Below are 14,461 nucleotides of genomic sequence, written 5' to 3' on the forward strand. Positions count from 1 at the left end.
AAACAGCCTTTCCTTAGATGGTATACAAAGAACGAATTTATACGCGGGGAATACAAAAAGGGCGCTCATAATGAGCACCCCGTTGGTACTTATCGGACTTTTTAATCAGATTGCGAATGACTTCCCACTAAAATGATTATTTATTTGCTCCGGCTAGCTCTTTTACCAGCGGCAGCAGGATTTTGACGCTATCCCGCGAACGTTTGGCAATCCTGCCGGGCAAGTGATGATCGAGATAATTCAGATTATCCCACTGACTCTGGTGGCGGGTTTCCCCCAATGGAAAATGGGGGCTGATAGCACGTTGTTGGCAACCGTCTTTTTTGCCTAACTTATAGTTGGTGGCTTCGACGGAAAGCACTGAAATGCCCGATTTATCAAAGGCATTCTGATCGGCGCGACAGTGAGGCTCTGGCGTGTTTTCCGGGCGACTCGCCGCTGGGATTCCGGCATTGCGCGCTAACGTCAGGGCGCGATCGCGGCTTTTCGCTGCGAAGCCTTTAGCATCATGCTGGCCGGGGTTGAAATACAAGCGATCGCCGGTAATCAAACTGTCTAAGGTGATGACCAGCAAGGTGTTTTCTTTTTCCTCTGCGCTCATGCGTTTCAGATAGTTTGCTGCACCCTGAGCGCCGACTTCTTCAGCGCTTAAAGTGACAAAACGCAAGCTATAACGGGTCGGAATGTCTTTCAACCGCTCCGCCAGTTCAAGCATCACACCGACGCCAGAGGCATTGTCATCCACGCCTTGCAGCGTCAGGCCGCCTAGGTTTTTATCCAAATCCTGATCGCTATGAGGCGTGTAAGTATCAAAGTGGGCCATGATCACCACTTGCTGCGGCTCGCGACCACCGTGGGCGGCAATGACCGAAGTGGCACTGAGGTTGCGCCAACTCTGCTTGCCGTTTTTACTGGTGTAAAGATAGCGGGTATTGAAAACCCGCAAATTGGTCTGGTAACCCATGGTTTCAAATTGCTGGTTAAGATAATCGGCGGCGAGCAATTCGGCAGGGCTACCGGCCATACGTCCAGGGAAGTAGGTGGCAATATGGCGAGTTTGTTGCTCGGCTATTTTCCCTAACGGCTCACTTTTAGCCGCTGCGGCCGCCGCATTCAGTGGGAATACAGTGCTAAAACAAAGCGTAACAATCGCCAGTTTCAGGTGAAGGCGGGAAAACATACCTAAATATCCTTTTATAGAGTCGTAATCGCGCAGTTTGGCATGGATAACGCTGCGCTATGCGGGGCTTAGTATGAGACTGTCCGCGCGATTAGACAATTTGTATGGTTCCTAATTATCAGAATTTTTTATGTCTAAATCAGGAATGTCATTCGACGCTATAAGTGAGCTTGCCTCTGCAAGGCCGATTGCATCGGCTTTATATCATTACGGAACTTGTAATTACTTTTCGTCATTTCATAAGGTCATACCCCGCCCCTATAGTCACCTTACGCTTTATCATGTAATCGAAGGCCGCTGTGGATTATCTACCAATATTTGCCGACTTGAAACAACGCCCGGTTCTGGTCGTTGGCGGCGGCGAAATCGCTGCGCGAAAAATAGATTTGCTTCATCGCGCGGGCGCTCAGATCCGGGTAGTGGCGCAGGCGCTTTCTTCCGAACTTCAGCAACAGCATGACGCGGGAAAAATTTGCTGGGTGGCAGATATTTTTGCGCCAGAACAGCTGGACGAGGTTTTTCTGGTGATTGCCGCCACTAATGACAACGCTTTGAATGCGGCGGTATTCGCTGCTGCGGATCAGCGGCGGATTCTGGCTAATGTGGTGGACGATCAGCCGCGTTGTTCGTTTATTTTTCCTTCTATTGTCGATCGTTCTCCGTTGGTGGTGGCTATTTCATCCAGCGGTCAGGCGCCGGTTCTGGCACGAATACTACGCGAACAGCTGGAAGCCCTGCTGCCCGCGAGTCTGGGTGACATGGCTGCCGTGGCGGGTCGCTGGCGTGCGAGAGTTAAACAGCGGCTCGCGTCGATGAGCGCTCGTCGTCGTTTTTGGGAAAAGGCTTTTACCGGTCGGTTTGCCAGCCTGATGGCCAGTGGACAATCGACGCTGGCAGAAAGTGAGCTGGAGCTCTCCCTGATAGAGCCGCAAAGGGAAAGCGGCGAAGTGGCGTTGGTTGGCGCAGGCCCCGGTGATGCGGGTTTACTCACCTTACGTGGTCTGCAGGTTATTCAGCAGGCGGATGTCGTGCTATATGACCATTTAGTCAGCCCCGAAGTGCTGGACTTAGTTCGGCGCGATGCGGATCGCATTTGCGTGGGTAAACGGGCGGGCGCTCACTCCGTAGCGCAGGAGGAAACCAATCGCTTGCTGGTGGAACTCGCTCAGCAGGGCAAACGGGTTGTGCGTTTGAAAGGCGGCGATCCCTTTATTTTTGGCCGCGGGGGCGAAGAACTTCAGGTAGTCGCCGCCGCCGGTATTCCGTTTCAGGTTGTACCGGGAGTAACGGCCGCCGCCGGAGCAACGGCTTACGCGGGGATTCCGTTAACCCATAGGGATCACGCCCAAAGTGTCACTTTTATTACCGGTCATTGTCGGGTAGACGGTGACGGGCTGGATTGGTCAACGCTGGCGCGTGGGCGTCAGACTTTGGCTATTTATATGGGAACGGTCAAAGCAGCTGAAATCAGTCAGCAATTGATCGCACACGGTCGGTCGGCGCAGACGCCGGTAGCGGTTATTGGCCGTGGAACCCGCGCTGACCAACAGGTATTGATTGGCACGTTGGATCAACTGGACACATTAGCGCATCAGGCTCCGGCGCCAGCATTGTTGGTGATTGGAGAAGTGGTGGATTTACACCACCAGATAGCCTGGTTTGGGCAACAACCGCAGACTGAACGGCCGCTTAGGTCGTCAATCGTGAATTTGGCATAAAGGATCTGTTATGGACGAAAAACGACTCACTCACTTGCGGCAATTGGAGGCGGAGAGCATCCATATCATCCGTGAAGTGGCCGCCGAATTCGGGAATCCGGTGATGCTTTATTCCATCGGTAAAGATTCCTCGGTGATGTTGCATCTGGCGCGCAAAGCCTTCTTCCCCGGTAATTTGCCTTTCCCACTGCTACATGTCGATACCGGCTGGAAATTCCGCGAGATGTATGAATTTCGCGATCGCACCGCCAAAGATTTTGGCTGCGAGTTGTTGGTGCATAAAAACCCGGAAGGGGTGGCGATGGGGATAAATCCCTTTGTTCACGGCAGTGCCAAGCACACCGACATGATGAAAACCGAAGGGTTAAAGCAGGCTCTTAACCAATATGGCTTTGATGCCGCTTTCGGCGGGGCGCGCCGTGACGAGGAGAAATCCCGAGCTAAAGAGCGTATTTATTCGTTCCGCGACCGTTTCCATCGCTGGGACCCTAAAAACCAGCGCCCTGAGCTGTGGCATAACTATAACGGCCAGATTAATAAGGGTGAAAGCATTCGCGTTTTCCCACTATCCAACTGGACTGAACTGGATATCTGGCAGTATATCTTTTTGGAAAACATCGACATTGTGCCACTGTATCTGGCGAAGCCTCGCCCGGTTATCGAGCGGGATGGCATGTTGCTGATGGTGGATGACGATCGTATCGATCTGCAACCGGGTGAAATGATCGCGCAGAAAATGGTGCGCTTCCGCACGTTGGGCTGCTGGCCGTTGACCGGTGCGGTGGAATCGCAGGCGGAAACATTGCCGGCGATTATTGAAGAAATGTTGATATCAACTACCAGCGAACGTCAGGGTCGAATGATCGACCGCGATCAATCCGGCTCCATGGAGCTTAAAAAGCGTCAGGGATATTTCTAAGGAGCGGCCCGATGAGCAACATGATTCTACAAAATACGGCGATGGCACAACAAATTGCCGATGAAGGCGGCGTAGAGGCCTATTTGCACGCGCAGCAGCATAAAACTCTACTGCGTTTCCTGACCTGCGGCAGCGTGGACGACGGGAAAAGTACCCTGATAGGTCGTTTGCTACACGATACTCGTCAGATTTATGAAGACCAATTAACGACGCTGCATACCGATAGCAAGCGCATTGGTACGCAGGGTGAAAAACTGGATCTGGCGCTGCTGGTTGATGGTTTACAGGCCGAACGGGAGCAGGGCATTACTATTGATGTGGCTTACCGCTATTTCTCGACGGAAAAACGGAAGTTTATTATCGCGGATACGCCGGGGCATGAGCAGTACACCCGTAATATGGCGACCGGCGCATCAACCTGCAATCTGGCGATTTTGCTGATCGATGCTCGTAAAGGCGTATTGGATCAAACTCGTCGTCACAGTTTTATCGCCACTCTGTTGGGGATCCGTCATTTGGTGGTGGCGGTGAATAAAATGGATTTGGTGGATTATCAGCAGTCGGTTTTCGAGCAATTCAAAAACGATTACCTGAGTTTTGCCGAACAATTGCCGACGGATCTGAATATCAAATTTGTTCCGCTGTCAGCATTGGACGGCGATAACGTAGCGACGCCAAGTGAGAAAATGGCCTGGTACACCGGCCCCACGCTGCTGGACGTATTAGAAACCGTGGATGTGGTGAACGCCAGTCGCCAGCAGCCTATGCGTTTTCCGGTGCAGTATGTGAATCGCCCTAATCTGGATTTTCGCGGTTATTCCGGCACCTTGTCCGCCGGTGTGGTGCGCGTGGGTCAGAAAATCAAAGTGTTGCCGTCTGGAGTTGAATCCACAGTAGCCAGAATTGTGACTTTCGATGGCGATTTGCAGCAGGGCATTCCCGGCGAAGCTATCACACTGGTTTTGGCTGACGAAGTGGATATTAGCCGTGGCGATTTACTGGTGGATGCCGATGAAACGCTAAAACCGGCGCAGAATGCGCTGGTAGACGTGGTCTGGATGGCGGAGCAGCCTCTGGTGGTCGGGCAAAGTTACGACATCAAAGTGGCGGGAAAAAAAACGCGTGCTCGGGTGGAGAATATTCAGTATCAGGTGGAAATTAACAGCCTGACTCAGCGAGTGGTAGAAAGTCTGCCTCTAAACGGGATAGGGCTGGTTGAACTGGCCTTTGACGAACCGTTGGTGTTGGATAGCTATCAGCGCAACCGCGATACCGGGGGAATGATATTTATCGATCGGTTGAGTAACGTCACGGTTGGCGCAGGGCTGATTCGGGAAACGCTGGAGTCGGTTTATCAGGAAACCAGTCAGTTTAGCGCTTTTGAGCTGGAATTAAATGCTCTGGTACGTCGCCACTACCCTCACTGGGGTGCGCGCGATCTATTGGGAGGAAAGTAGTTTGCCTGCTCATTCTTTGCATTCTGATAACCAGCACACTTTGCCTGCGGATGTGCCAGCGGATGAGAATGTCGTCTGGCATTCCCATGCGGTAACCCGGCAGGATCGCGAAAGGAAAAATGGTCACCGAGGCGCGGTGCTGTGGTTTACCGGTTTATCCGGTTCGGGTAAATCGACGTTGGCTGGTGCGCTGGAACAGGAGTTGTTCCGGCGTGGGATCCGCACCTATTTATTGGACGGCGATAATGTTCGTCATGGGTTATGTCGGGATTTAGGTTTTTCCGATACCGATCGACGGGAAAACATTCGGCGTGTTGGTGAAGTGGCAAAGCTGATGGTTGACGCTGGGCTGGTGGTCTTGTCCGCCTTTATTTCGCCTCATCGCGCAGAACGGCAAATGGTGCAGGAAATGTTAGACAACGGCCAGTTCATCGAGGTTTTTGTCGATACGCCTCTTGCCATTTGTGAGGCTCGCGATCCAAAAGGGTTATACAAAAAGGCTCGCGCCGGTGAGCTGAAAAACTTTACCGGAATAGATTCAGTTTATGAATCTCCAATGGCACCTGATATTCATCTGAAAGGAGATCGGCCTTTGGCGCAGTTAGTTGAGCAATTACTGGAACAACTTTCGGTAAAAGCCATTATCAGCTAAGCAACGAAGGTTTATTGGCAGGAAAGGGGCGACTTTGCAGGCCCCTTTTATCAATCTTTTTATCGCCTGTTACCCCCGGATTAGGCAGAAACGCTAAGCAGCTCGCTTTTCATCATGGCATTCAGGTGACGCAGGATTTCATCCTCGGAGAAATGAAGCTCCGGAAATTGTGTCATTCCATCCAAACCGCACACCAGACCTATTAATCGCCAGGCAATATTGCCGCTGTCATCACCCGAACGAAACTCACCGCTCTCTCGGCCGCTATTAATGACGGCTACCGTGGCTTGATGCCAATTGGACATCGATTGGGTATAGGCGAGCCGGATGGCATCGTCGCGCTCGGCCAGCAGACTCACCTCATTCCACAGCCGGGTTTCTCTTTTTCCCGCGTCATCTTGCGGATAACCCAGCACCAGCAGCAAGCGCTCAACCGCCGGATGATTTTGGCAGGCTATAGCAAAGGTGGCGAGTGATTGCTGAACCAGCAGCAGGAAAGCATCGGCTCGCAGTTGAGAGACAGACGCAAAATGGTGGTGAACCTGACCTACCGCCACCTCGGCTTCATTTGCTACGCGGCGCACCGTGGTAGCGGCCATTCCTTCTGCCATGGCCACCCGCACGGCAGCATTCAAAATACTGCTATGCCGCTCTTCGCGATTCAAATATGCCAAGGATGCTCCTTTGCTCTCATTCTGAGATGAATTAACAGTTTGGTATGTAGGGGAATTATGCAGAGAATTGGACTGATGTTCAACATTTCGCTACAATCGCATATTGAACGCGTGTTCAACATTAAATTCTGCCTTATTTGAGTCTCTCATTATGTCTAAGAAATGGACTATTTTTTGCGTTATCATTTTGATGTACCTCCCGATTTCTATTGATGCCACCGTCTTGCATGTGGCTGCGCCTCGCCTTGGATTGGCTTTGTCGGCAACGGGGAGTGAATTGCTGTGGATTATCGATATCTATTCTTTGGTGATGGCTTGTTTGCTGTTACCTATGGGGGCTTTGGGCGACCGCATCGGTTTTAAACGGCTGGCTCTGATTGGCTCCGTGCTATTTGGACTATCGTCGCTGGCCGCTGCCTTGGCCGATTCGGTGGGAACGCTGATCGCTGCTCGCGCCTCTTTGGCTATTGGGGCCGCCATGATTCTGCCCGCCACTTTATCTGCGGTTCGGCATATTTTCACCGATGAGCGCGAGCGAGCGCTGGCATTGGGAATCTGGGTGGCGGTAGGTACCGCTGGTGCCGCTATGGGACCATTAGTGGGCGGAGTGCTGCTGGAATACTTCTATTGGGGCTCGGTCTTTATGATTAACGTGCCGATAGTCGCGGTGGTGGTATTGGCGACCTGTTTCCTGATCCCAGACCAGCCTGGTCGCAGAACGCAAAGCTGGACGTTGGCACCGGCCTTGGTATTGACCACGGCAATATTATTACTGGTTTATGCGGCTAAAAGCGGGCTGCGCGGCAATGGCGATTTACTCGGCACCTCGCTAACCGCAGCGATTGGTGGCGTTATCCTGTACGGTTTTATCCGGCATCAGCTTTCATCACCTTCGCCGATGATTGATTTTCGACTGATTGGCCAGAGGGTGATTGCCGTCGGTATGATTATGGCGCTGACCGCGATGATCACCTTGGTTGGTTTCGAATTGTTACTGACGCAGGAACTGCAATTTGTATTAGGGAAAACGCCGCTCGAAGCCGGTCTTTTCCTGTTGCCGCTGATGATTGCAAGTGGCCTAAGCGGCCCTCTGGCCGGTTGGCTGGTGGCAACGTTAGGTTTGCGTTTAGTCGCCACTCTGGGCATAGCCTTAAGTGCCGTTAGCTTCTTTGGATTGGCAATGACGGATTTCTCCTACCAAATCTATCAGGCGTGGGGCTGGATGGCGTTGCTCGGTTGCAGTATTGAAATCTCGTTGCTGGCTTCTACTGCCGCTATCATGAGCGCTGCGCCGCCGGAAAAAGCCGGTGCCGCCGGAGCGGTTGAAGGCATGGCATATGAGCTGGGCGCGGGTTTAGGCGTCGCGCTATTTGGTCTTTTGTTATCGCGGTTGTATATGGCTTCGGTGGTATTGCCGGAAGATTTGCCTGCGAATCTGGCAGAGCAGGCCAGCGCTTCTATTAGCGAAGCGATGCAGGTTATCAGCGAACTGGGTGGGGAGCAGGGCGAGCGAATGTTTGCCAGCGCCAGTCAGGCATTTTCGACCTCGCATAGTCTGGTATTAAGCATCGCTAGCGGCATCTTGATTTTACTCACCGCAGTGGTCTGGTACAGCATGCCGAGAAAAGAATCCGAGGCTAAATTGATAAATATATCAAAACACTAATGATAGAAAGAGGCGAAGATATCGCCTCTTTTTTTGCCCGTAGGCTACTGATGTCTTCGTTGTTCCCCGCGCTCCAACACTGCTATTGACTATTCGCTTGAATGACGAACAATTAGTAACATATTTGATTGAACAATTGTTAGACGTACTGCGTGAGAGAGCTATTATCAAATCCTGAATGTACCCTCGGCCAAGCGCCTACAGAGCGCGCCGTTAAAGAATACCCTTAGGGATTTTTATGCAGAATGTCACCCAAATTATTGTGAGCAAACAGCGAGAAAGGGAGGAACCGTCGCACTCCTTTCTCGGCGGAACCGCCGGTTTTACCTTTTACTGGCTAGCTTTCGCCATTCCATTTCTAGTCTACGGGCCAAACACCGTTTTCTTCCTGCTTTATACTTGGCCGTTTTTTCTGGCGTTAATGCCGGTTTCGGTATTAATCGGCATCGCCTTAAGTATGTTGCTGCGCGGTAATGTGCTATTTACCCTCGGTGGGACGGGCATTGCGGTGATATGCCTGTTTTGGATGCTGTTCTCTTTCCTCACCGGATGGTAAAACGACTGGCGGGTGCTCGCGGCGAAAATTATCGCCAGAATGCCCCTATGACCTTTTTAATCCTAAGCTTCCATTGTGTTTTTCCTCTTGCTTTCCTCGCTTATTACCCGTTATTTTTACGCACTTTTTCCCTTTTCCCTCGAGGAAAAGTAGGTGTAAAGGTAAGGCAAAATGAAAAGTAAAAGCCGATTTAGCAGTTTTTCCGGCTAAGAAACTCACGGAGGAAAGGGAATCTATGACGACTGTCGCTAGTGTAGCGTCCCAATAATTGCCGTTGTTTTGCAGATTTGCGTGGTATTTTTGCCAGAAATCGTCCTTAATCTTAAACTCTGGGGCATTTTCCCACTCAGAGTGGAGTCCGACGAAAAGTTGTGGGATGATTAGTCAGTTTTTCAGGGGGCGGAGATGGGAAAACTTACGCTACTATTGTTGGTTTTGCTTGGCTGGTTACAGTATTCGCTGTGGCTGGGTAAGAATGGTGTTCATGATTTTGTCCGCGTGCAAAATGACGTTGCGGCCCAAGAGGGTAACAACGGCAAACTAAAGGCGCGGAACGATCAGCTATTTGCTGAAATTGATGATTTAAACGGTGGTCAAGAGGCGATCGAAGAACGCGCACGTAACGAGTTGGGCATGATTAAGCCCGGTGAAAGTTTCTATCGTTTGGTTCCTGACCAATCCAGACGTAATGCGGGTATCCCTTCGACACAAAATAACGCGCAACAATAAATAATGAGTAACTTCGCAGGTTCCCTTCCTGAAGTCATTGCTGTATTGCCGGCTGCTGGAATAGGCAGTCGTATGCAAGCCGATTGCCCTAAGCAATATTTAACCGTGGGCGGCAAAACAATACTAGAACACGCTATTGATGCCTTGCTGCGCCATCCGCTAATTCAGCGGATTATTGTAGTAATAAGCCCAAATGATGGACAGTTCGATCGGTTGCCGATTGCCAATGACTCTCGCGTTAGCCGGGTTTATGGCGGCGCGCAGCGTGCCGATTCGGTTCTGGCTGGCCTGATGAGCGCCGGAACGCCTGACTGGGTGCTGGTTCACGATGCTGCCCGCCCTTGCCTGCATCAGGACGATTTAAGCAATCTTTTGGCAATTATTGGTCACACTAAAATCGGTGGATTGCTGGCGACCCCGGTGCGAGACACCATGAAGCGCGGTGAATGCGGGATTGACGCAGTGGCACATACGGTCGATCGTCAGGATCTCTGGCACGCGCTAACGCCGCAGCTGTTTCCATTCGAATTGCTGAAAACCTGCCTGAGCCATGCGTTACGTGAAGGTGCAACGGTAACTGATGAAGCCTCCGCTCTGGAGCACTGTGGCTATCACCCGTTACTGGTGAGTGGCCGTTCAGATAATATTAAAGTCACGCGCCCGGAAGATCTGGCGCTGGCCGAGTTTTACATTACCCGGCTCTATAATAAGGAATGCACATAATGCGAATTGGTCATGGTTTTGATGTACATAAATTCGGCGGTGAAGGCCCGATAATCATCGGTGGCGTGCGCATTCCTTATCCGCAGGGCCTGCTGGCTCATTCCGATGGTGATGTCGCTCTCCATGCTGCAACTGATGCACTGTTAGGCGCTGCCGCATTGGGTGATATCGGCAAACTCTTTCCTGATACCGATCCCGCCTTTAAAGGTGCTGACAGCCGAGCTCTGTTGCGTGAAGCTTACCGCCGCATCCTTGAAAAAGGCTATCAGCTTGGCAATCTGGATATCACCATTATTGCCCAGTCCCCGAAAATGGCTCCCCATATTCCGCAAATGCGCGTGAATTTGGCGGAAGATCTGCAATGCCATATGGATGACGTTAATGTGAAAGCCACCACCACGGAAAAACTGGGTTTCACCGGTCGCGGTGAGGGAATTGCCTGTGAAGCCGTGGCGCTGTTGGTAAAGAGAGAAAAGCAGTAATGGACATGGAAAATCTAACATGGCTGCACGGCCAACCTAAAGCCTGCGGCGTGTTGAAAGCAAATCCTGAAGATTTCGTGGTGGTAGAGGATTTAGGGTTCGAACCCGACGGTGAAGGTGAGCATCTGTTGGTGCGTATTCGTAAAAACGGCTGTAATACCCAATTTGTTGCCGATTATTTATCCCGTTTCGCCGGTATTCATCCGCGTTTAGTGAGCTATGCTGGCTTAAAAGACCGTCATGCGGTGACCGAGCAATGGTTCTGCCTGCACTTGCCAGGTAAAGAAACGCCGAATATGCAGGATTTTCAGCTGGAAGGCTGCGAAGTGTTGGAAGCGGTGCGTCAAAAGCGAAAATTGCGCATCGGTTCTCTCAAAGGTAACGCTTTCACTCTGGTGTTACGCGATATCAGCGACCAGCAGGACGTTGAGGCTCGCTTAAATCTGATTGCTGCTCAGGGCGTTCCCAATTACTTTGGTAGTCAACGCTTTGGCCGCGGTGGCAATAATCTGGTGCAGGCTCGCCGTTGGTCGAATAATGAAATTCGGGTAAAAGAACGCAGTAAGCGTAGCTTTTATCTGTCTGCTAGTCGCAGTGCCATGTTTAATCTGATTGCCAGCACGCGTTTGGCTCAAAACAGCGCCATGCAGGTGCTGGAGGGGGATGCATTGCAGCTGAGCGGCCGTGGTAGCTGGTTTGTCGCACAGGCGGAGGAGCTGGAGTCTTTGCAGCAGCGTTTGGATGCCGGAGAGCTAAATGTCACTGCGCCGCTGCCGGGAGACGGCGATTTAGGCACTCAAGGCGCAGCTTTGGCCTTTGAGCAAAACTGTTTGGCGGATCAAACCGAACTGCTTTCGCTGTTGAAACGTGAACGTGTGGAAGGTGCGCGCCGCGCCATCTTGCTGCGTCCACAGGAAATGAGTTGGGACTGGTGGGATGAGGTTACCCTTGAGCTGCGCTTCTGGCTGCCTGCCGGTAGTTTTGCTACCAGCGTAGTCAGAGAAATCATGAATCTGGATAACGGCGATGCTGCGGATCTTACTGAGTAACGACGATGGCATTGCTGCTCCGGGGATTCAAACGCTGGCTGCGGCATTGCGTGAGTTTGCTCAAGTGCAGATTGTTGCACCGGATCGCAATCGCAGCGGTGCCTCTAACTCGCTGACGCTGGATTCCGCGTTGCGAACGACCACATTGTCAAACGGCGATATTGCTGTACAACACGGTACGCCGACGGATTGTGTTTATCTTGGCGTGAATGCACTGATGCGACCGCGTCCGGATATCGTAGTTTCAGGTATCAATGCTGGCCCGAATTTAGGGGATGACGTGATTTATTCCGGAACCGTTGCGGCGGCGATGGAAGGACGGCATTTGGGTTTTCCTGCGTTGGCAGTTTCGCTAAACGGCCATCAGCATTATGATACAGCGGCGGCGGTAACCTGCCGCTTGCTGCGCGCTTTACAGAGCGCTCCACTGCGTACCGGCAAAATTCTTAATGTGAATGTGCCTGATTTACCGTTAAATGAAATTAAAGGTATCAAGGTCACTCGCTGCGGCAGTCGGCACCCAGCCGAAACAGTCATTTGCCAGCAAGACCCAAGAGGGCAAGATATTTATTGGATTGGGCCGCCGGGTGACAAATGTGATGCAGGGCCGGATACTGATTTTAGCGCTGTGGAACAGGGATATGTTTCAGTGACGCCGCTTCAGGTTGATTTAACCGCCTATGCGGCTCAAGACGTAGTCAAAACCTGGTTAGCCAGGACTGAGGTTGACGGGGAATGGTAAATAAATCCATGCAAACCTTACTGCTACAGTTACAACAGCAAGGTATTCGTGATGAGCGCCTGTTACAGGCGATTGAAGCTGTACCACGGGAGCGCTTTGTGGACGAAGCGCTCGCGCATAAGGCCTATGAGAATACCGCTCTGCCAATTGGTTCAGGGCAAACCATTTCTCAACCTTATATGGTGGCGCGGATGACAGAATTGCTGCAACTGACGCCAACATCGAAAGTATTAGAGATTGGTACCGGTTCGGGTTATCAAACTGCAATTCTAGCGCATTTGGTTGAACACGTGTGCTCAGTTGAACGAATCAAAGGGCTACAATGGCAGGCTAAGCGCCGCCTAAAGTTGTTGGATCTGCACAATGTTTCTACCCGCCACGGCGACGGTTGGCAGGGATGGGCATCGCGCGGGCCATTTGATGCGATCATTGTGACGGCGGCACCGCCAGAGATTCCAGAAGCATTATTGCAGCAGCTTGAAAACGGTGGGAGATTAGTTCTGCCCGTCGGTGAACAGGCGCAAACGTTAAAATATGTGCAGCGTAGGGATCACGAGTTCTTTATTGAAACGGTGGAGGCAGTTCGTTTTGTTCCGTTGGTGAAAGGGGAACTGGCCTGACAATTTTTTAAATCGCGTATTTAATCCCAGCCTATTTATTCCGGCCGGGAACCCATTGGGTTAGCGCGATATGTAAATTATACGAGATTACGGTAGGGCAGAGGTGGTGCAATTTGTACCCAAGGTGCTGCATCTTATTTCTTCTGCGTTTGACCTTATTATTCAAGGCGCGCAGAGGAACCTTTCATCATTAGAAAAATGAGTGAAACATTGACACTCAGCTAGGATGTAAAGGGTATTTGGAAATATCGCTTAATATTGCTGTCATGGGGGAAGCATGAGCACGGGAAGCCCAATGATTACTTTACGCCGGATTGCGGCGTGTACGGTTGTGAGTTTGTGGTTGGCTGGTTGTACTAATGATGCATCAACGTCTGCGCCAATATCGACCGTGGGTGGTAAAACATCCGGTTCGATGATGAGTGGAAGTAATGCATCAGGCGATCGTATTGTTTATAACCGTAGTTACAATTCTATCCCTAAAGGGAGTTACAACGGCAGCACCTATACGGTTAAACGGGGGGATACCCTGTTTTATATTGCCTGGATTACTGGCAATGATTTCCGTGATTTAGCGAATAAAAACGCCATTCCCGAGCCTTATAGCCTGAACGTGGGCCAGACAATCCAGCTGGGTAACGGTTCCGGCGGCGGTATGATGGCGGCAACTGACGCTACCTCTAATGGGGTATCAAAACCGCCTTCAAACATCCAAAACACAGCTTCAGCGGTTGATTCTCAATCAACTAACGCGTATTCTGGTAACTCGGGTAAACAGAATGTTGGTAAAATGTTGCCAGCATCAGGAGCCGTTGCATCAACAACAGCACCTGTTACCGCACCGGGCACTCCCGTTGGCATCCCTACCAGTAATGGTGGTCCAGTTAGTAGCTGGAAATGGCCAACCGACGGGAAAACCATTGATAGCTTCTCTGCTTCCGAAGGGGGCAATAAAGGGATTGATATCGCTGGTTCGCGTGGGCAGCCTATCTTCGCCACTGCTAATGGGCGGGTAGTGTATGCCGGTAACGCGCTGCGTGGTTACGGTAATCTGATAATCATCAAACATAATGATGACTACCTGAGCGCCTATGCTCATAACGATACAATGCTGGTCCGGGAACAACAAGAAGTGAAGGCGGGACAAAAAATAGCGACTATGGGTAGCACCGGAACCAGTTCAGTTAGATTGCATTTTGAAATTCGTTACAAGGGGAAATCCGTAAACCCGCTGCGTTATCTTCCGCAGCGATAGATTGGGCAGAATACGCTGTATTCTGCTCGCGGTATCACG

At 51.3% G+C, this 14,461-nt stretch carries 15 protein-coding genes and 1 pseudogene; 14 read left to right on the plus strand and 2 right to left on the minus strand.

Translation table 11 applies throughout. The annotated features are described in order from the left end of the window. Positions 1–136: 136 nt before the first annotated feature. A complete protein-coding gene (locus tag DBA33_RS01085; RefSeq protein WP_120805271.1) occupies positions 137–1,180 on the minus strand; it encodes an aminopeptidase in 1,044 nt (347 codons plus the stop codon). A 299-nt stretch (positions 1,181–1,479) separates the two neighbouring features. Between DBA33_RS01085 and cysG the strand changes: the two genes are divergently transcribed. From cysG to cysC, 4 genes are read left to right on the plus strand one after another with little or no spacing between them, the layout of a single operon-like run. Continuing rightward, positions 1,480–2,898, plus strand: a complete 1,419-nt coding sequence (cysG, locus tag DBA33_RS01090; RefSeq protein WP_120805273.1) for a siroheme synthase CysG — start codon at positions 1,480–1,482, stop codon at positions 2,896–2,898. Between the two features lie 10 nt (positions 2,899–2,908). Then, positions 2,909–3,817 (plus strand): sulfate adenylyltransferase subunit CysD, encoded by a 909-nt coding sequence (gene cysD, locus DBA33_RS01095; protein WP_064516542.1) that lies wholly within the window; start codon positions 2,909–2,911, stop codon positions 3,815–3,817. A gap of 11 nt (positions 3,818–3,828) precedes the next feature. Further along, positions 3,829–5,274 (plus strand): sulfate adenylyltransferase subunit CysN, encoded by a 1,446-nt coding sequence (cysN, locus tag DBA33_RS01100; RefSeq protein ID WP_162975141.1) that lies wholly within the window; start codon positions 3,829–3,831, stop codon positions 5,272–5,274. Next, positions 5,213–5,926, plus strand: coding sequence for an adenylyl-sulfate kinase (cysC, locus tag DBA33_RS01105; protein WP_084414338.1), 714 nt, complete (start codon positions 5,213–5,215; stop codon positions 5,924–5,926). Before cysN ends, cysC begins: the two co-directional genes overlap by 62 nt. Before the next feature lie 80 nt (positions 5,927–6,006). Here cysC and DBA33_RS01110 read toward each other — a convergent pair whose 3' ends face one another. Continuing rightward, positions 6,007–6,600, minus strand: coding sequence for a TetR family transcriptional regulator (locus tag DBA33_RS01110; RefSeq protein ID WP_064516548.1), 594 nt, complete (start codon positions 6,598–6,600; stop codon positions 6,007–6,009). A gap of 151 nt (positions 6,601–6,751) precedes the next feature. Between DBA33_RS01110 and DBA33_RS01115 the strand changes: the two genes are divergently transcribed. The 10 genes and pseudogenes from DBA33_RS01115 (at position 6,752) to nlpD (ending at position 14,422) form a co-directional block, all read left to right on the plus strand. Beyond that, positions 6,752–8,266 (plus strand): MFS transporter, encoded by a 1,515-nt coding sequence (locus DBA33_RS01115; protein WP_064516550.1) that lies wholly within the window; start codon positions 6,752–6,754, stop codon positions 8,264–8,266. Positions 8,267–8,372: 106 nt separating this feature from the next. Continuing rightward, a pseudogene (locus DBA33_RS01120) lies at positions 8,373–8,444 on the plus strand (adenylyl-sulfate kinase); the annotation flags it as partial. Positions 8,445–8,504: 60 nt separating this feature from the next. Next, positions 8,505–8,822 carry a DUF3561 family protein gene (locus DBA33_RS01125; RefSeq protein WP_120805275.1) on the plus strand — a complete coding sequence of 106 codons (318 nt, stop codon included), beginning with the start codon at positions 8,505–8,507 and terminating at the stop codon, positions 8,820–8,822. A 405-nt stretch (positions 8,823–9,227) separates the two neighbouring features. Beyond that, the gene (gene ftsB, locus DBA33_RS01130; RefSeq protein ID WP_049601218.1) at positions 9,228–9,551 is read left to right on the plus strand and encodes a cell division protein FtsB; all 324 of its coding nucleotides are present in this window, start codon (positions 9,228–9,230) and stop codon (positions 9,549–9,551) included. A 3-nt stretch (positions 9,552–9,554) separates the two neighbouring features. Continuing rightward, positions 9,555–10,274 (plus strand): 2-C-methyl-D-erythritol 4-phosphate cytidylyltransferase, encoded by a 720-nt coding sequence (gene ispD / locus DBA33_RS01135; protein WP_120805277.1) that lies wholly within the window; start codon positions 9,555–9,557, stop codon positions 10,272–10,274. Beyond that, positions 10,274–10,756: a 2-C-methyl-D-erythritol 2,4-cyclodiphosphate synthase gene (gene ispF / locus DBA33_RS01140; RefSeq protein WP_049601213.1), complete on the plus strand. Its 483-nt coding sequence runs from the start codon at positions 10,274–10,276 to the stop codon at positions 10,754–10,756. Before ispD ends, ispF begins: the two co-directional genes overlap by 1 nt. Beyond that, entirely contained in the window at positions 10,756–11,805 is a 1,050-nt protein-coding gene (gene truD / locus DBA33_RS01145) for a tRNA pseudouridine(13) synthase TruD (RefSeq protein WP_064516558.1), read from the plus strand. Before ispF ends, truD begins: the two co-directional genes overlap by 1 nt. Beyond that, positions 11,783–12,547 carry a 5'/3'-nucleotidase SurE gene (gene surE / locus DBA33_RS01150; RefSeq protein ID WP_064516560.1) on the plus strand — a complete coding sequence of 255 codons (765 nt, stop codon included), beginning with the start codon at positions 11,783–11,785 and terminating at the stop codon, positions 12,545–12,547. Before truD ends, surE begins: the two co-directional genes overlap by 23 nt. Beyond that, a complete protein-coding gene (locus tag DBA33_RS01155) occupies positions 12,541–13,167 on the plus strand; it encodes a protein-L-isoaspartate(D-aspartate) O-methyltransferase (RefSeq protein WP_064516562.1) in 627 nt (208 codons plus the stop codon). The genes surE and DBA33_RS01155 overlap by 7 nt, the downstream gene beginning before the upstream one ends. Positions 13,168–13,462: 295 nt before the next feature. Continuing rightward, positions 13,463–14,422, plus strand: coding sequence for a murein hydrolase activator NlpD (gene nlpD / locus DBA33_RS01160; RefSeq protein ID WP_064516564.1), 960 nt, complete (start codon positions 13,463–13,465; stop codon positions 14,420–14,422). Positions 14,423–14,461 lie beyond the last annotated feature (39 nt).

It is taken from the genome of Yersinia sp. IP36721 (assembly GCF_003634395.1).
Classification (GTDB): Bacteria; Pseudomonadota; Gammaproteobacteria; order Enterobacterales; family Enterobacteriaceae; genus Yersinia; species Yersinia entomophaga.